The organism is Actinomadura sp. 21ATH (genome assembly GCF_041951345.1).
GTDB lineage: Bacteria > Actinomycetota > Actinomycetes > Streptosporangiales > Streptosporangiaceae > Spirillospora.
This window is the reverse complement of record NZ_JBGNUR010000002.1, coordinates 1,178,852-1,195,649: the sequence shown is the minus strand read 5'-3', so window position 1 is coordinate 1,195,649 and position 16,798 is coordinate 1,178,852. Positions and strand designations below refer to the sequence as shown.

The 16,798-nt window shown below is 73.7% G+C and carries 17 protein-coding genes; 6 read left to right on the top strand and 11 right to left on the bottom strand.

Annotation, left to right across the window (positions count from 1 at the left end):
• Positions 1 to 29: 29 nt before the first annotated feature.
• From ACA361_RS11885 to rox, 5 genes are all read right to left on the bottom strand, one after another.
• Positions 30 to 305, bottom strand: a complete 276-nt coding sequence (locus ACA361_RS11885; protein ID WP_375011913.1) for a zf-TFIIB domain-containing protein — start codon at positions 303 to 305, stop codon at positions 30 to 32.
• 67 nt (positions 306 to 372) lie between these two features.
• Positions 373 to 1,248: a phosphotransferase family protein gene (locus tag ACA361_RS11880; protein WP_375011912.1), complete on the bottom strand. Its 876-nt coding sequence runs from the start codon at positions 1,246 to 1,248 to the stop codon at positions 373 to 375.
• A 48-nt stretch (positions 1,249 to 1,296) separates the two neighbouring features.
• On the bottom strand, positions 1,297 to 3,993 hold the full coding sequence (locus tag ACA361_RS11875) for a PQQ-dependent sugar dehydrogenase (RefSeq protein ID WP_375011911.1): 2,697 nt from the start codon (positions 3,991 to 3,993) through the stop codon (positions 1,297 to 1,299).
• Positions 3,994 to 4,156: 163 nt separating this feature from the next.
• Complete coding sequence (locus ACA361_RS11870; RefSeq protein WP_375011910.1) at positions 4,157 to 5,761, bottom strand: phosphatidylserine/phosphatidylglycerophosphate/cardiolipin synthase family protein; 1,605 nt, start codon at positions 5,759 to 5,761, stop codon at positions 4,157 to 4,159.
• A 25-nt stretch (positions 5,762 to 5,786) separates the two neighbouring features.
• Positions 5,787 to 7,232: a rifampin monooxygenase gene (gene rox, locus ACA361_RS11865; RefSeq protein WP_375011909.1), complete on the bottom strand. Its 1,446-nt coding sequence runs from the start codon at positions 7,230 to 7,232 to the stop codon at positions 5,787 to 5,789.
• Positions 7,233 to 7,417: 185 nt separating this feature from the next.
• On the opposite strand from rox, the gene ACA361_RS11860 reads away from it, so the two are divergent.
• Positions 7,418 to 9,544: a hypothetical protein gene (locus ACA361_RS11860; protein ID WP_375011908.1), complete on the top strand. Its 2,127-nt coding sequence runs from the start codon at positions 7,418 to 7,420 to the stop codon at positions 9,542 to 9,544.
• A 53-nt stretch (positions 9,545 to 9,597) separates the two neighbouring features.
• Here ACA361_RS11860 and ACA361_RS11855 read toward each other — a convergent pair whose 3' ends face one another.
• Together ACA361_RS11855 and ACA361_RS11850 are read right to left on the bottom strand one after the other, a co-directional pair.
• Positions 9,598 to 10,242 carry a phosphatase PAP2 family protein gene (locus tag ACA361_RS11855; protein WP_375011907.1) on the bottom strand — a complete coding sequence of 215 codons (645 nt, stop codon included), beginning with the start codon at positions 10,240 to 10,242 and terminating at the stop codon, positions 9,598 to 9,600.
• 47 nt (positions 10,243 to 10,289) lie between these two features.
• Complete coding sequence (locus tag ACA361_RS11850; protein ID WP_375011906.1) at positions 10,290 to 11,906, bottom strand: AMP-binding protein; 1,617 nt, start codon at positions 11,904 to 11,906, stop codon at positions 10,290 to 10,292.
• A gap of 161 nt (positions 11,907 to 12,067) precedes the next feature.
• On the opposite strand from ACA361_RS11850, the gene ACA361_RS11845 reads away from it, so the two are divergent.
• Complete coding sequence (locus ACA361_RS11845) at positions 12,068 to 12,610, top strand: NUDIX domain-containing protein (protein WP_375011905.1); 543 nt, start codon at positions 12,068 to 12,070, stop codon at positions 12,608 to 12,610.
• Here ACA361_RS11845 and ACA361_RS11840 read toward each other — a convergent pair.
• Both ACA361_RS11840 and ACA361_RS11835 read right to left on the bottom strand, forming a co-directional pair.
• Entirely contained in the window at positions 12,600 to 12,794 is a 195-nt protein-coding gene (locus tag ACA361_RS11840) for a hypothetical protein (protein WP_375011904.1), read from the bottom strand. The two genes, ACA361_RS11845 and ACA361_RS11840, sit on opposite strands and share 11 nt — an antisense overlap.
• Positions 12,795 to 12,805: 11 nt before the next feature.
• A complete protein-coding gene (locus tag ACA361_RS11835) occupies positions 12,806 to 12,985 on the bottom strand; it encodes a hypothetical protein (protein WP_375011903.1) in 180 nt (59 codons plus the stop codon).
• Positions 12,986 to 13,049: 64 nt separating this feature from the next.
• On the opposite strand from ACA361_RS11835, the gene ACA361_RS11830 reads away from it, so the two are divergent.
• Positions 13,050 to 13,526, top strand: coding sequence for a MarR family winged helix-turn-helix transcriptional regulator (locus tag ACA361_RS11830; protein WP_375011902.1), 477 nt, complete (start codon positions 13,050 to 13,052; stop codon positions 13,524 to 13,526).
• A 3-nt stretch (positions 13,527 to 13,529) separates the two neighbouring features.
• Positions 13,530 to 14,021 carry a hypothetical protein gene (locus ACA361_RS11825; protein WP_375011901.1) on the top strand — a complete coding sequence of 164 codons (492 nt, stop codon included), beginning with the start codon at positions 13,530 to 13,532 and terminating at the stop codon, positions 14,019 to 14,021.
• On the opposite strand, the gene ACA361_RS11820 is transcribed toward ACA361_RS11825, so the two are convergent.
• Positions 14,010 to 14,243 carry a hypothetical protein gene (locus tag ACA361_RS11820; RefSeq protein ID WP_375011900.1) on the bottom strand — a complete coding sequence of 78 codons (234 nt, stop codon included), beginning with the start codon at positions 14,241 to 14,243 and terminating at the stop codon, positions 14,010 to 14,012. The genes ACA361_RS11825 and ACA361_RS11820 overlap by 12 nt on opposite strands.
• A 174-nt stretch (positions 14,244 to 14,417) precedes the next feature.
• On the opposite strand from ACA361_RS11820, the gene ACA361_RS11815 reads away from it, so the two are divergent.
• A complete protein-coding gene (locus ACA361_RS11815) occupies positions 14,418 to 14,840 on the top strand; it encodes a nuclear transport factor 2 family protein (RefSeq protein ID WP_375011899.1) in 423 nt (140 codons plus the stop codon).
• A gap of 81 nt (positions 14,841 to 14,921) precedes the next feature.
• Positions 14,922 to 15,554, top strand: a complete 633-nt coding sequence (locus ACA361_RS11810) for a maleylpyruvate isomerase family mycothiol-dependent enzyme (RefSeq protein WP_375011898.1) — start codon at positions 14,922 to 14,924, stop codon at positions 15,552 to 15,554.
• Positions 15,555 to 15,558: 4 nt separating this feature from the next.
• Here ACA361_RS11810 and ACA361_RS11805 read toward each other — a convergent pair whose 3' ends face one another.
• Complete coding sequence (locus ACA361_RS11805; RefSeq protein WP_375011897.1) at positions 15,559 to 16,431, bottom strand: aminoglycoside phosphotransferase family protein; 873 nt, start codon at positions 16,429 to 16,431, stop codon at positions 15,559 to 15,561.
• Positions 16,432 to 16,798: the final 367 nt, after the last annotated feature.

Genomic DNA, 16,798 nt, shown 5'->3' with positions numbered 1-16,798 from the left:
CGTCCCCCCTGAGCCGCTCAGGTGGACGCTCAGGTGGAGAAGAGCATGTGGAAAACGCCGCCGCCGTACGGGCGGTGGTGCCCGCCGTGGTGGTGGTGGTGCACGGCGGCGGGGGCCGCCGGGGCGCCCCACGCGGGTGCCGCGGGCGCCGCCGGCGGGGCGGGCCGGTACTGCGCCTCCGCCCTGCTCAGGGCCTCCAGCTCGCCGTAGTCGAGGAAGATCCCCCGGCAGTTGTCACATTGCTCGATGTGGACGCCGTTGCGGGTGTAGGTCCGCATCACGCCACGACACTTGGGACAGTGCATCGCCTTGTCGTCCTTCCGGTATGGATCCCCAGGTAGAGGCTAAATGTAGGGCAGGGTCGGCGCCAGGTCATGCCGGGGTGCCCACGCTGGAGATTCTGCTGCAGGTGCCGACGAGGGCCTGTGCGGCCTCGTCGAGCGGCCGGTCGCCCGCCCGCGCGGATTGGACGCACGTGGCGGCGATCTGGATCACCAGAGTCCGCGCGGGCACGTCCAGGACCTCCCACGGATCCCCCTCCGCCGGCACGGCCGGACCGCCGGACGCCCGGTAGGCGCCCAGCAGCCGGGCCCAGTGCTCCGGGTCCAGCACCCCGGCGGAGTAGAGCGCCGCGGGCCGGGCCAGGTCCCACGCCGGGTCCCCGAGCCCCAGATCCTCGACGTCGATCAATCGCCACGTGTTTTGGACGCGCACCATCTGCCCCAGGTGCCAGTCCCCGTGAACGAGATGCGTCCGTTCCGTGTCCGGCGGGTGCCCCTCGCCGCGCAGCCAGCCCGGCAGCGTGCCGAACGCCCGCCGGACCACTTCGGTCTCCGGCCCGCCGGGAAGCTCCGCGACCAGCCGCACCAGCCGCTCCCGCCGCCCGCGCACCGGGGTCCCCTCCGGCGGCGGGACGGCGTGCAGCCGCGCGAGCAGCCGGCCCGCGTCCTCCCACGGCAGGTCGGCCTCCGGATCGACCGGCTCCCCGTACGGCCACAGCGTGACCACCCGGCCGTCGACCTCCAGCGGCGGGCCCAGCGAGGTGAGCAGCAGGCCGGGCAGCGCGTCGGCGATCCGCATCCGCAGGGCCAGCGGCGGACCGCCCTCCCGGTTCGGCTGGTGCGCCTTGACGACCACGTCCCCGACCCGGACGACCAGCACCCCGTGCCGGTCGTACACGACCGTTCCCCCGGCCCCGGGCGTGCCCGCCCGTTCCCGGCCGATCTCGACAAGACGCTCCAGAAGCACCCGAGTAGTCAACCACGCGTCATCGGCCCCGATTTCCCGCCACGGGCGTCAGCGGTCGAAGACCTCCATCTCCCACAGCGAATAGCCGTACACGGTCGCGCGTTTGACGCCGTACATGCGGACCCATCGGGCGTCGCGCGGCGTGAACCGGACCTCGTCGAGCTGGCCGTCGCCGTTCGCACGGGTGTGGACGGTCGTCCAGACGCCGCCTCCCGTGGACGTCTGGACGCGGTACTCCTTGCCGTAGGCGGCCTCCCAGCGCAGCAGCACGTACCCCACGCTGCGCACCGACCCGAGGTCGACCTCGATCCACTGGGCGTCGCCGCGCGCGCTGGACCAGCGGGTGCCCGGCGGTGGGTTGGCCGGGACGCCGTCCACCGCTTTCGGCCCCTCCAGCCCGGCCTTCTCCACGCTGGACACCTTCGTCGGGCGCTTCAGCGCGAGGTTGGCCTTCGGCCTGAACCTGGCGGTCAGCGTGAGCGGGGACCCGGACGCGGTGACGTTGTGCGTCGCGGCGCCGCCGTCCGACCAGCCCTCGAACTCGTACACCCTGTTGCCGACCAGCGTGGCCTGGGTCGGCGCGGAGACCGACACGGTGGAGCCGTCGATGACCGTGCCGGTGAACGGGGCCTGCTGCGTCCTCTCCAGGAGCGTCAGCGGCACCCCGGGCGGGTCGCTGGCCAGCGTGACCGAGCCCGTCCTCGGATGCAGCTCCACGGACCGGGTGTCGGACAGCCCGTCGGAGTCGGTCGCGGTCAGCCGCAGCTCCAGCCACGACGGATGCTCGTGGTCGGGCGCGGTGAACTCGCCGCTCGCGCCGTCCTGCCCGGTCAGCGTGTGGGTGTGGCAGTCGCTCGGGCAGTGGTGCATGATCAGCTGCCATTTCAGCGCGGAGCCGGTCAGCGCGCCGTCCTCGGCGTCGGCGGCCTGCCCGGAGAACGCGATCCGGTCGCCGACCTTCCACGTCAGGCCCGCGCCCGGGGAGGTGATCGACGCCGCCGGCGGCGTCGAGCCGGCCGTGATGACCGTGCTCGCCGTGTCGCTCGCCCCGCGCGTGTCGGTCACCTTGAGCCCGACCGTGTGGCGGCCCCTGCCGGTGTACGTGTGGGACGGCCTGGCCTCGGCCGAGTCGTCGTACGCGCCGTCCCCGTCCAGGTCCCACGCGTACGTCAGCGGGACGTTCCCGTCGGCGTCGCTGGACGTGCTGCCGTCGAACGCCACGGTCAGCGGCGTCGCGCCGCTCGTCACGTCCGACTTGATCGCGGCGACCGGCGGGTTGTTGACGCCGTTGTAGGTGTAGCGGACGACGCGGCCGTTGAGGACGTCCACGCCGAAGACGTCGCCGCCCGGCCCCTGCTGGAGCTCCACGATCCCGCCCGCGTCGGTGGCGAACGTCTCGATCCTGCCGCTGTCGGGCAGCCCGTCCGCGCCCGCCTTCATCACCCACACGCAGTCGCGGGCGTAGTCGGTGAAGAAGAGGCCGTTGCGGTACTGCGCCGGGTACGTGCTCCCGGCGTAGAACGCCAGCCCGCTGATCGACGAGCTGCCGGTGTCGCAGTTCTCGCCCGGCACGATCAGGTCGCTGTGCCGGTACGTGTAGCGCGGCGCGGTCACCGCGGAGGCGCCGGCGGCGTAGAGGTTCTCGCAGATGGTCAGGTTGGCGGCGTCGTACCCGGCCGTGCGGCCGTTCCCCTCGTAGCAGGGCCAGCCGAAGTTGCGCACCTCGGTGGTCGGCGACACCACCCGGTCGATCTCCTCCCAGGTCGTGTAGCCGACGTCGCCGAGCCACGCCTCGTTCGTGCCGGGCCGCATCGTGAAGCGGTAGGGGTTGCGCAGGCCGTACGCGACGATGCGCTTGGCGTTCTCGTCCCCGCTGGTCGTGGGGTTGCCCGCGGCGGCGCGGCCGGTGTCGGGGTCGAGCCGGACGATCGTGCCGTCCAGCGTCGTCGGGTCCGCGGGCGTGCGGCGGTCCTGCGAGCGCAGCGCGCCGCCCTCGGCCGCCGGCGCGGCCAGCGGCGTCCCGGCGGGCCGGTTCGGGTCGCCGCAGGCGTTGTTCTTCTGCCCGTAGTCGGCGTACTGGAAGCTGGCGCCGTCGCCGCCGCCCGCGTACAGCATGCCGTCGGCCCCGAACGCGATCGTGCCGACCGAATGGCTGGAGAACTGCTGGCAGTAGTCCTCCAGCAGCACCTGCTCGCTCGGCGCCGCCCGCGCCGCCCGCGCCGCCCGCAGCGCGCCGTCCGCCTGGACGGCCGGCGTCAGCACCGAGATCCGCCCGGCCACCACGCAGCCCTCGTTGTTGGGCCCGGGCGGGTCGGGGCACTGCTCGTTGCCGCCGTCGGCGGACGGCCAGCGCGGGAACGGCCCGCCCAGCACGCCGTTGTAGGTGTACATGACGTACACCCGCGGGTCGGCGGGGAAGTCCGGGTGCAGCGCCATGCCGAGCAGCCCGCGGTCCCAGCCGTTGAACGTCTGCGGGCGCAGGTCGGCGAACACCGTCGCGCTCGTGTCGGTCAGCGAGTCGAAGACCTTGATGATCCCGCTCTTCTCGGCCACGAACACGCGGCCGTCCGCCGCGAACTCCACGTTCGTCGGCATCGTCAGGCCCGAGAAGACCGTCCGTTCCTGGAAATTGGCCGGGAGCGCCGCGCGCGCCTCGCGCGGGAACGCGGCGATCGACAGCAGCGTGGCGGCGAGGACCGCGACGAGCGTGCCCGCGACGAGTGGACGGGACCGGTGAGCGACCACGGACGGAAACCCTTCTCTGCCCCTGAGGAGAACTGCCGTTCTCCTGGGGACGATGAACGATTTCCGGCGCTTTTGGAGTGATCGGACCGTACATGGCCACGTTCCAACCGCATGCGGTCACCGCGTCAACGCGATGGGTGCCGGGCGCGTCCCCGGCCCGGCGTCAGCGCCCGCGGCGCGGCCGCCGCCCGGCCCGCTCCAGCACCTCCACCCGCTCCGGATCGACGCCGAGCGCGCGCAGGTGGTCGCGCGGGCGGTCCGAGCGGCGCGGGAGCCGCCCGTCCCGGTGCGGGTAGGGGAGGACCCGCACGTCGCTCACGGCGGGGACGGGGGCGCGCAGCCCGTCCAGCTTCGACCGCGCGCGCTCGTGCCACAGGCCCAGCCAGCCGCCGCCGGGGCGCTCGGCGAGGGCGCCGCCCGGCAGGCCGAGATGCTCGGCCCACAGGTCGCGGCGCAGCCGGCCCGCCTCGTCCCCGTCGACGGCGAGGTTGACTTCCGAGGCGCGCGCCTGCCACGGGTCGCCGCGCAGCGACGCCGCGCCCAGCGGCCGCCCGAGCCGGATCAGCGGGGGCCGGCGCAGCTCGTGCTGGCTGTGGCTCAGCGACAGCCCGTCGAGGTTGGCCGAGCCGACCGTCAGCCAGGAGTCGTCGACGATCGCGACCTTGGAGTGCACGTGGTCGCGCAGGATCCGGGTGCGCCCGCCGCCGCCGTCGCCTTCGCGGGTCTCGTGGCTCCAGAGCGTGAAGACGCCCACGCGGTCGCGCCCGGCCGCGCCCACGCCCGCCAGCAGCCGTTCCAGCGCCTCGCGCTGCCAGCCGACGTAGTACGGCACGTCCGGCCTGATGTTGAGCAGCAGGATCAGCTCCAGGTCCGGCGCCCGCCGCACCGCCCCGACGAGCGCGTCCACCATCTCGGGGCAGGTCAGGTACTGGTTCTCCAGGTAGACCAGCCGCTCGGCGGCGGACAGGGCGCGCAGGTACGAGTCCCGGATCCCGGTCTCGCCGCCGGGCCGCCCGGCGAAGCGGCCGTTCCCGGCGAGGGTACGGGTGACCCGCGCCGCCGTCTTCCCCGCGGGCCCGGGCGAGGGGCGCGGCCACGTACCGCCGGGGGTGCCCAGGGACGGCTCGGCGTGCTCCCAGTGGAGGCGCACCGCGTCGTCCAGGTCGGCGACCGCGGGCCCCTCCACGCGGACGCTCACATCGTGCACCGGCACCCCGAGCGCCCCGCGCCACCGCGGCGCGCCCCGGCGCGGGTCCTCGATCAGGTGCCGGCGCCCGTCGAAGTACTCCTGGGAGAACACCGACCCGACCAGGTACGCGACGCGGTCGTCGATCACGATCACCTTGGCGTGGATCGGCAGCGTCTGCGGGGTGCGCAGGCGCCGCACCCGCACCCGCCCCTCGGGGTCGTGCCGCCGGAAGAACCGCTCGACAGGCCAGGTCGTGTTGGCCGGCGAGAACGCGGGCGTGACGTGGTTCAGCACCAGCCGCACGTCGGCCCCGCGCCGCGCCGCCTCCAGCAGCAGCACCTCCGGCCGCACCGCCGCGGGCGGGTCCCGCTCGAACGCCAGCCGGACGTACGGGGCGTCCAGCATGAACACCATCGCCCGCACCGACGACCGCGCCGCCGCGATGTCGCCCGCGAGCCGCCCCCAGGCCGCCTCGTTGTCCACCAGGAACTCCAGCGCGTTCCCCTCGGTGATCCCGGCGGTCCCGGAGGGACCGGCAGGGCCGGTGGGACGGGGCGCCCGCTGCTCGGTCGACGGCATGGCGCCGAATATAACCGGCTCGCGATCAGGCGGCGGGCGCGCCGAACCAGCGGGGGAGATGGGCGAGGAGGTCCTCCTGCTCCTCGCCCGCCCAGGCCACATGGCCGTCCGGGCGCAGCAGCACGGCGGGCACGTCCAGCTCGTCGCTCCCCTCGGCGACGAGGTCGACCCGGTCCGCCCAGCCCGCGACCGAGAGCCGGCCGGTCCGGTCGAGCAGCAGGCCGCGGCCGCCGTGCATGCGCTCGTACAGGCGGCCCCGCTTGAGCCGCACGTCCCGCAGGCGGCGGCCGAGCAGCGGGTGGCCCGCGCCGAAGTCGTACCGGATCCCGATCGCCGTGGTCCGCTCGACCAGATGGCGGCGCACCTCCTCGAAATCCATCAGCTCCGACATCAGTTCCCGGATCGCCCGGGAGTTGGGCTCGGGGGACATCAGCCCGGTCTGCGCGCGGGTCAGGTCCAGCACGGCCGCGGCCACCGGGCGCCGTTCCGCCTGGTAGGTGTCCAGCAGGCCGTCCGGCGCCCGGCCCGCGATCTCGGCGGCCAGCTTCCAGCCGAGGTTGAACGCGTCCTGGACGCCCAGGTTGAGGCCCTGCCCGCCGACCGGCGGGTGGACGTGCGCGGCGTCGCCCGCCAGCAGCACCCGGCCGGACCGGTAGCGCTCGGCCAGCCGGGTCCCGTCGCCGAAACGGGTGACGAAGCGCGGCGAGCGCGCGCCGAAATCGGTGCCGGCCAGCACCACCAGCCGCCGCCTGAACTCCTCGAACGCCGGCGGGGCCGTGCGGTCCTCGGCCACGTCCTCGGCGCGCAGGACGAAGGCGTACGCCCCGTCCCCGCCCTCGCCCCCGCCTCCGTGGACGGCGGGACCGAACCGGATATGCGGCGAGCCGAGCTCGGCGGCCGCGGCGACCATCGCCTCCGGCGCCTCGGACACCTCCACCTCGCTCATCAGCCACTCGACCGTGGCGGGCTCGCCGGGGAAGCCGATGCCGAGCAGCCCGCGCACCGTGCTGCGGCCGCCGTCGCAGCCGACGAGGAAGCGCCCGCGCAGCCGGGAGCCGCCGGCCAGCTCGGCGGTCACCCCGCCGCCGTCCTGGCTCAGCCCGACCAGCTCGCGGCCGCGCCGGATCTCGGCGCCCAGCTCGGCGGCGCGCTCGGTCAGCAGCCGCTCGGTGACGGGCTGCGGGATGCCGAGCAGGTACGCGTGCGCGGTGTCCACGCCGTCCGGCAGCGGCTTGGCGATGCCCGCGAAGCCACCGCCGAGCGGATACTTCCGGCCGTGCGCGAGGAACCGTTCCAGCAGGCCGCGCTGGTCCAGCACCTCGATGCTCCGGGCGTGCAGGCCGAGCCCGCGGGCCCGGCCGGCCGGCTCCGCCTCCTTCTCCAGCACGACCACGCCCACCCCGTGCAGCCGCAGCTCGGCGGCCAGCATCATTCCGGCCGGCCCGCCGCCGACGATGATCACGTCGACCATGAAATGCCCCCCATCGCCATTCGCGAATTCCGCTGGTCATGGCGTCGGCTGCAGATTCTGCAACGCGACCGGGGCCTTGCCGCAAGTCCCCCTGTGCGCTATATATTGAAAATGGCAGGGAGAGCGTTTTCTCCTTGCCTTTTTCGGTGACGGGGATTCCGCCGGGTGGCTATCATCCGTTGATCATGAGCGGTGGTTGGCGCAGGTTCGCGCCGTGGGCGCTGATGGCCGTGCTGACCGCGGCCCTCGCCGCGGCCTGGTGGGGCGGGCTGCTGGACGTCCTCGACAAGACGGCGGGCCCGGTGGCGGTGCTGCTCCAGCTCGGCATCTTCCTCAGCGGCTGGGCGGTGGCCGGCCGGCCCGGGGGCGACGCCGGCCCGTCCGGGGACGGCCTGGACGGGAGCGCCGCCAAGCTCGCCGACGCCGTCGAGGCGTTCTGGGCGGACGAGGTCGCCAAGCGCGGCCTCACCCGCGAGCACGGCCTGATCCCGATCGACCTGAGGCCGCTCGGCCCGACCGGGCACCCGGCCGGGCCGGACGGGCCGGACGCGCCGCTGACGCTCGACTCGGCGCGCTCCGCGGTCGACGCCTACTCGGCGATCGGCTCCCGCTGCTGGGTGATCCTCGGCGGGCCCGGCGGCGGCAAGACGCTGCTGGCCGCGCTCATCACGGTCGGGCTGGTCCACCAGTGGAAGCGGCGCGCCCGCGAGGAGGACGGCGTCCCGCGCGCGCCCGTCCCGGTCTACGTCTCGCTGGCCGGCTGGGAGCCCTCGGACCGCAGCACCCTCGTGGACTGGATCGCGGCGCAGCTGGAGGAGAGCCACGCGTACCTGACGGGCGCGCGGGCGCTGCTGGAGGCCGGCCGGGTCCGCCCGATCCTGGACGGCCTGGACGAGATCGGCGTCCCCGGCGACCGGCCCGGGAGCGCGGCGGAGACGCGCCGGCTGCGGTCCGAGGCGCTCGCGCGGATCGCCGACTGGGCCGCCCGCTGGGACCAGGAGGACCCCGAGCGTCCCGGCGTCGTCCTCACCGGCCTGACCGGCGCGTACCGCGGCGCCGTGTCGCTGACCCGCGCCGGCCGGCGGCGCGCCGCGATCCCCGGGGCGCGGGTGGACGAGGTCCGGCCGCTCGGCCTCGACCGGCTGCGGGAGCACGCCGCGCGGACGGTGTCGCCGGGGCAGCGGGACCGCTGGGCGTCGGTGCTCCGGCACCTGGAGCAGCCGGTGCCCGCCGCCGGGGTGCTCGCCAACCCGCTGATGGCGACGCTGGCGTTCGAGATCTACGACGACGACCGCCGCGACCCGCACGACCTCCTCTCGTACGCCGACACCGCCTCCCTCGAACGGCACCTGCTGAGCTCGCTCGTCGACCACGCCTACCCGGACGACGCGGACGCGGGCGCGGCGGACGACGGCGGGGACGCGCGGCCGCGCGAGTGGCTCGCGCACCTGGCCCGGCGCATGCGGGACGAGGACCGCAACGACATCAGGTGGTGGGAGCTGACCGGCCGCTGGGAGCGGATCCTCGCGGCCCTCGTCACCGTGCTCACCGTCGGGCCCGCCGCCGGGCTCGGCTTCGGCCTGCTGTTCCACGAGTGGCTGCACGTCTACCGGTGGGCCGATCCGATGTGGGGCGCCGCGGCCGGCGCGCTGCTCGGCGCCGGGTGGGGGCTGGGCCTGGGCGCGGCGGCCGCGCTCAAGCAGCCGCCGCCGTCCCGGCTGCGGTTCCGGGGCGCGCGGCGCCGGCGGCTGCCGCAGATGTTCCGGGCGGGCGCGCTGACCGCGATCTTCGGCGGTGCCGCGGGCTGGGCGTTCACCCACGACTGGGCGGGCCTGGCGGCCGGTGTCGCGTTCATCCTCCCGATCGCCCTGGTGTACTCCGCGGCCTCGCCCGACGCCACCGTGCAGGTCGCGCACCCGCAGCGGCTGCTGCGCACCGACCGGACGGTCGCGGCCGTGTTCGGGGCGGCCTACGGTGTGCCGATCACGCTGCTGACCGCGTTCACCGTGGACCCGCTGATCGGGGTGGTCCTCGGCCTCTTCTGCGCGGCCGCGGGCGCGTTCACGTACGGGGCGCCGTGGGTGGCCGCGATGCCGAGCGGCCAGGCCGGCGCGGTCGCGATCGTCCGGCTGTGGCTGGCCAGGGTGGTGAGCCGGGGGCGCCTGCCGCGGGACGTGCTGGGCGCGCTGGACGACGCGTACCGCCGCAACGTGCTGCGGCGGGTCGGCCCGGTGTACGAGTTCCGGCACGCGTCCCTGCGCGACGTGCTCGCGGGCCCGCTCCCGCCCGGGGACGGCCGCCCCGAAGGTTGACTCGTGGCGTGTCTCCCCCCGGCGGCCACGCGAAAAGGGAGACACGCCACGAGTCAACACGGGGGGTGCGAGAGCGTGGGGTGGCGGGCGGCGAGGAGGGGCTCGGCGCGGCGGGCGGCCAGGCAGGCGGCGCCCGCCACGGCCAGCCCGGCCAGCAGGTCCGCGATGTAGTGCTGGTGGACCAGCAGCGTGGACGCCATGATCAGCACGCACCAGGCGGCCGCGTACCGGCCCGCCCGATGCCCCGACCACAGCCAGTGCAGCCCGATCACCACCGAGAACCCGGTGTGCAGGCTGGGGAAGCAGTTGTACGCCTGGTCGCTGCCGTAGACCAGGCGCAGCAGCGCCGAGAACGGGTCGTCCCCGGTGATCTCCGGCCGCTCCATCCGCGTCTGCGCGAAGACGTAGAAGAGGAACGCCGTCACCAGCAGCATGATCCCGGCCAGCAGCGCCGAGTGGGCCAGCCGCGGCCGTTTCACGGCGAAGTACACCAGCGTCGCGGGGCCGAGCAGCAGCGCCGAGACGTACGGCACCACCATCGGCTCCCACAGCGGGATGTGCGCGTCCAGCGGCATGCGTGGGCTCCACCGGGCCGGGCCGTGGTTGAGCACCGGATACAGCGAGAACAGCGCCGCCAGTACCGCGGTGAGCACCACGGTGGTGATCGTCTCGCGGCGGCGCTGGTCGGCGGTGGTCATGCGGCCCCTCCGGCGGTGATCGTTTCGGACCACCTTAGAGCCGGCGGTCAGCGCCCGTGCGCGGCCGGCCGGAGGCCCTCCTCGCGCAGCACCCTCCGCAGGACCTTGCCGAGGAGGTTGCGGGGGAGGTCCTGCCGCGGCCGGAACTCCGCCGGCACCTTGTAGTGCGCCAGGCTCCGCTCGCAGTGGCGGCGCAGCTCGTCGGCCGAGAACGGGTACGCCGGATGCTCCACCACGTGCCCGATCACCCGCTCGCCCCGCCGCTCGTCGGGCTCACCGGTGACCGCGCAGTCGTACACCGCCGGATGGCGGCGCAGCACCTCCTCGACCTCCGACGGGAAGACGCTGAAGCCGCTCACCTTCACCACGTCCTTGCGGCGCTCCAGCATGGTGAGGAAGCCGTCCCGGTCCATCACGGCGATGTCGCCGGTACGGAGCCAGCCCTTCGACAGGACCTCCGCCGTCGCCAGCGGCGCGTTCCAGTACCCGGCGAACACCTGCGGCCCCCGCACGACCAGCTCGCCGGGCCGTCCCGGCGGCAGCGCGCGCGTCGGCTCGTCCGGGTCGACGACGACCGCCTCGGTGCCCGGCAGCGGCACCCCCACGGTCAGGTTGCGGGCGCGCGGCCCGATCGGGTTCGCCGTCACCGCCGGGGACGCCTCGGTGAGCCCGTAGCACTGGATCAGCCGGCCCGGGCAGGCGGCCTCGATCAGCTCGATCGTCCGCTCGGTCAGCCCGGCCGCGCCCGAGATCAGCACCCGCACCCGGCGCAGGTCGCCCGGCCGCAGCCGCGGATGCACGAGGACCTGGTCGTACAGCGTGGGGACGCCCGGGAAGATCGTCGGCCGGTGCCGCCGCATCGCCCGGACCATCTGCGCGCAGTCCAGCCGCGGCAGCAGCACCACCGCGCCCGCCTTCATCACCGGCGCGACCAGGCAGCTGATCAGCCCGAACGAGTGGAACAGCGGCAGCACCCCCAGCGTCACCTCGCCGCCGTCCCGCGCCCTGGTGTCCCAGGCGTGCTGCTGGCAGGCGTTGGCCACCAGGTTGCGGTGCGTGAGCATCACCCCCTTGGGGCGCCCCTCCGTACCGCCGGTGTAGCTGATGGCGGCCAGGTGCCGGGACGGGTCCAGCGGGTACTGGCGCACGTGCCGGTGCGGCGGCCTGCGCATCTCGTCCCACCGCACCACGCGCGGCTCGTCCGGCACCTCCGCGGTCAGGCCGCTCCGCCGCCGCTGCGCCTCCACCACCGGCAGCCGCAGCGCCGCCCGCAGCCGCCACGGCAGGTAGTCGGCGAGCGAGGCCACGACGATCCGCTCCAGCGGGAGGTCGCGCACCGCCGCGTACGACAGGTCCAGGACCACGGCCACCCGCGCGCCGCAGTCGGTGATCTGCTGCGCCAGCTCCTCGCCGGTGTAGAGCGGGTTGTGCGGCACCGCGATCGCGCCGCGCCGCAGCACGCCGAAGAACGCGATGACCTGCTGCGGGCAGTTGGGCATGACCAGCGCCACCCGGTCGCCGGGCTGGACCCCGAGCCGGTGCAGGCCGGACGCGAACCGGTCCACGGCCTCCCTGAGCCCCCGGTACGTCAGCGTCCTGCCGTAGAAGTGCAGCGCGGGGCGCCGCGGATGGCGCTCCGCGGCGCCGTCCAGCAGCGAGATCACGGAGACGTCCGGGACCTCCGGCTCGGTCGGGACGCCCGGCTCGTACCACCGAAACCACGGTTTTTGTGACGATGGCCACATATCCGTGGATTAAAACATCATTCCTCTGCGCGTGTCGGCGTCCCGCGACAATGAGGGTAGACCGATCCACGGAGGTGCCCATGATCCGCAAGCTCTCGTCCCGCGTCGTCTACGAGAACCGGTGGATGACCGTGCGCGAGGACGAGATCGAGCGCCTCGACGGCTCGCGCGGCATCTACGGCGTCGTGGAGAAGAGCGACTTCGCCCTCGTCATCCCCGCCGAGAACGGCGGCTTCCACATGGTCGAGGAGTACCGCTACCCGATCGGCCGCCGCACCTGGAACTTCCCGCAGGGCTCGTACCCGGACGGCCGTGCCGGCGACCCTGAGGACCTGGCCCGGCGCGAGTTGGCCGAGGAGACCGGCCTCCGCGCCGGCACGATGACCCGTCTCGGCTACCTCAACTGCGCCCACGGCACCAGCTCCCAGGGCTTCCACGTCTACCTGGCCACCGACCTGACCCCCGGCGACACCGCCCGCGAGATCGAGGAGCAGGACATGGTGCAGCGCTTCGTCTCCCGGGACGAGTTCACGTCACTGATCCGCTCGGGCGCCGTCACCGACGACTCCACCGTCGCCGCGTACACCCTGCTCCGCCTCCACGAGGACGGGCTCAGAACCTGACGAACGCGAACACGATCCCGCCCACGACGTGAGCGATCACGGTCAGCCACAGCCCCACGACGAAGACGTTCTTGGCGGTGGGATGGTCGAACTGCGAACCCGGCGTCCGCGCCGTGGACCGGCTCTGCGCCCGGTCCTCCAGCTCGTCCAGCGAGGGCAGGAACGACGGCCTCCTGATGGGCATCCGGCCCCTCCTCAGTGCAGGTAGACGGCGAGCACGATCCCGCCCACGACATGGGCGGCGACGGTCACCGCCAGCGAGATGACGAACAGGTTCTTGGCGACGGGGTGGTCGAACTGGCTGCGCGGGTCGCGCGGCGGCAACTCGGCCTGGCGCTGCGCGATGCGCTCCTCCAGCGACTGCTTGCGGAACATCCGTCCTCCGTTGCCCGACCAACGATTGGCGTACAAAGTATTGTCGTACTAACGTTTATAGCCCATGACACCCGCGCTTGGAGGACCGGTGGCCGGTGATCTGACCGACATCCAGGACCCGCTGGCACTGGAGAACCAGGTCTGCTTCGCCCTCGTGGTGGCCTCCCGCAGCGTCCTGTCGCTCTACCGCCCCATCCTGGAGCCCATGGGCCTGACCCACCCGCAGTACCTCGTCATGCTCGCCCTCTGGGAACACCGGCGCCTCTCCGTCAAGGAGCTGAGCCGCCTCCTCCAGCTCGACCCGGGAACCCTCTCCCCCCTCCTCAAGCGCCTGGAGGCCGCCGACCTGATCACCCGCCAGCGGGACACCCGGGACGAACGCCTCCTGGCCGTCACCGTCACCCCCGCCGGCCAGGCCCTCCGCGCCGAGGCCGAGAAGATCCCCGCCACCGTCATGAGCCGCCTCGGCATGACCGTGGACGAGCTCAAGTCCCTCCACGCCACCCTCACCCAGGTCATCAAGGCCGCCACCGAAGCCTGACCCATGAGCCGGGACCGCTTCACCGATCCGGGCGTCCGCCTGTGGGCGTTCGCCGACGACATCCTCGTCCGCTGCCCCCGCTGCGGCGGCCGCGCCGTCGTGTCGCCGTACCCCGAGCACCGCGAGTCGCATCCGTCCCCCGCCGTCCGGCTGACCGCACCGCACCGGCTCGTCTGCCCCGCCTGCGCCCACACCGCCGAATGGACCGCCCGCCACGAGCGCGGCTACGCCCGTCCGCCGCGCCTCACAGGCCCGAACGGCCCGTTCTTCGACCTGCCGCTGTGGCTGAGCCGCCCCTGCTGCGGCCACGTCCTATGGGCCTACAACGAGCCCCACCTGACCCTGATCGAGTCCTACGTGTCCGCCCACCTGCGCGAACGCGGCGGCTGGACGGGCTCGGGCAGCATGCTGGAACACCTCCCGGCCTGGATCAAGGCCGCCAGCAACCGCCCCGAACTCCTCAAGACCATCCAAGCCCTGCGCTCAACGCTCTGAACCCGAACCCGTCCGGGTGCTGGTCAGGGTGCCGAGGGGGCCGTACCGCTCGGCGAGCAGGTGCGCGAGGAGGTCGGTGGGCACGCAGCCGTCGGCGGCGGCCGGAACGACGGTGTCGGCGGCGCTGCGCGCCGTCCACGGCGACCCTGCGCACCCGTGGACGGTCGAGGAGCTCGCCGCCCGAGGACGGCTGTCCCGCGCGGCCTTCGCACGGCGCTTCACCCGCCTGGTCGGCCGGCCGCCGCTGACGTACCTGACCTGGTGTCGGACGAGCGGAGCAGGTGGGCGGCCGCCGTTCTGGAAGCACCCCACGACCCCTCGGACACGGGCCGGAACGGCCTGCCGTTACCTGGGACGTAATCGACGCCGTTATGTTCCGGTCGGCATGCTGGACGCATGATCACTGAGAGTGCGACGCGTAAGGCCGTTCAGGAGTTCCTTCAGACGATGGCGGCCGGAGAGGACCTCGGGCCGCTCTTCGCCGAGACCGTCGATTGGCAACTGGATTGGCCTGAGGAAGGGCACCCGGACGTGCCGTGGATTCGTTCCCGTACGACCCGGGGAGAGGCCGCCGCGCATTTCCGCGAGCTTCGCGAGTACCACGTTCCGGAGAAGGACGCCTCGCAGGTGCACCAGATCCTCGTGGACGGCCCGGACGCGGTCGTCCTCGCGACGATCGCCCAGACCGTACGGGCCACGGGCCACGCGTACACCGCCCGCTGCGCCCTCCACCTGACCTTCGAGAACGACCTGATCACCCGCTACCACGTCTACGAGGACAGCCTCTCGGTCGCGAACGCCCTGTCGCGCCACCGCTGAGGATTCTCGCGAGGGCGTGTCCATCGCGGCCAGGGCTGTTCGTGGTGATGGCGTACATCGCCGACACCCGAGGAGCCCGAGATGGACCAGACCCTCGCCTGGCTGGAGACCGAACGCCTCGACCTGGCCGGCTTCCTGGACGGCCTGTCCGGCGCCGAGTGGGCGGCGGACTCCCTGTGCCCCGGCTGGACCGTACGCGACGTCGCCGCGCACCTGACCCTGTCCACCCGCGTCACGTTTCCCGCCACGGTCAAGGGCATGATCCGGGCCCGCGGCGACTGGGACCGGATGACCGGCGACATGGCCAGGGAACGCGCCGCCCGCTTCGAGCCCGCCGACCTCGTCGCGCAGATCCGCGAGACGGCCGGCTCGTCCCACCGGGCCCCCGGAGCCGGCCTGCTGGACCCCCTCGTCGACACCCTGGTGCACGGCCAGGACATCGCCCGCCCCCTCGGCCGGGTACGCCGGATGCCCACCGGGCCGGCCATCGCGGGGCTCGACCACGTCCGTACCAGCCGCTTCTACGGAGCCCGCAAGCGCCTGCGCGGCCTGCGCCTGGCCGCCACCGACGCCGACTGGTCGGCCGGCGAGGGCCCCGAGGAGATCCGGGGCCCGGCCGCCGACCTCCTCCTCATCGCGACCGGCCGCCGCGCCGGCCTGACCGGCGTGTCCGGCTCGGGTCTCGACCGCCTCACCGCGGCCATGCGGCCCTAACGCGTCAGCCGACGAGGGCCTCCGTGATCTGCCGAGCGGTCTGGGACGCGACCCTGGGATCGACCGCGGCGTAGTTGATGTAGGCGTTCAGGCCGGTGGCCAGGGCCCAGCCCCGGCCGCGGGTCCAGGTGGCATCGTCCACGCCGAGCGCGCCCCGGAAGACCTTCCGCGTCCTGGGTGTCATCAGCGTGAAGGCGACCATCAGATCGCGGGCAGGGTCACCGGCGGCCAGCTCGCCGAAGTCGATGACCGCGCTGACCCGTCCGTCCACGGTCAGCAGGTTGCCTGTATGGAAGTCGCCGTGAAACCACACCGGCGGACGCCCCCAACCAGGAGCGCCCAACGCAGCGTCCCACAGCCGTGTCATGGCAGCCGCGTCGAACACACCCCGGACCTGCGCGATGGCCTCGCGGGTCTCCCGATCCCGCGCGGCGAGGCCCTCGTCCGTGACCAGTTCACCGGCGGGCGGGACCCGCTGGAGCGCCGCCAGGAACTCCGCGAGCCGGTGGGCGGCCTCCGCCGAGCCGGCCAGCGCCTCGACGGTCGCCGTCTCGCCGTCCAGCCAGCGGGTCACCGACCAGGGCCACGGATACCCGAACGCAGGCTCGCCCACCGCGACCGGCACCGGAACGGCGAGCGGCAGATGCGGGGCCAGCCGGGGCAGCCACTCGAACTCCTTCCTGGCCTGCCCGAGCGCATCCGCGTGCCGCGGCAGCCGCACCGTAAGCCTGCCGCCCAGCCGAAAGATCACATGATCGGACCCGGCGGCTTCGAGCGGCTCCAGCGGCAGCCCGGCCCACTGCGGAAACTGCGCCTCGACCAGCCGCCGAGCCAGCCCGGCACCGATCGCGGGACCTTCGATCACGTCGTTCGTCAACACGGCTCCAGCACTAAGCAACAGCGGCCGCGGCCATCCCAACGCGCCCCCGCCCCACCTGTCGACCGCTTTTCGCCAGGCACGTCGAGCGCCCGCCGAAACGCTCCCCGAAGCTGGGGCTCAACGGTTCCTCAATAACCGATCTTGAGCCCGCCCACGTCAGAGGCGTGCCGGCCCGCTTCTATCTCTCCGGGGAGCGCATCCGGGAGCCCGCGCCTACGCTGATCTCCGCTAACACCAAAGACCTCGTTCAAAGGCTCAGCGGCGTCATTACCTCGGGGTTGAGCTGGTCCGGGGAGGTTCTGCGTGATCGTCGTGTTCTTGTGCCAGATGAGGTCGCTGATCTGCTCGATCGGTACGCCGTGAT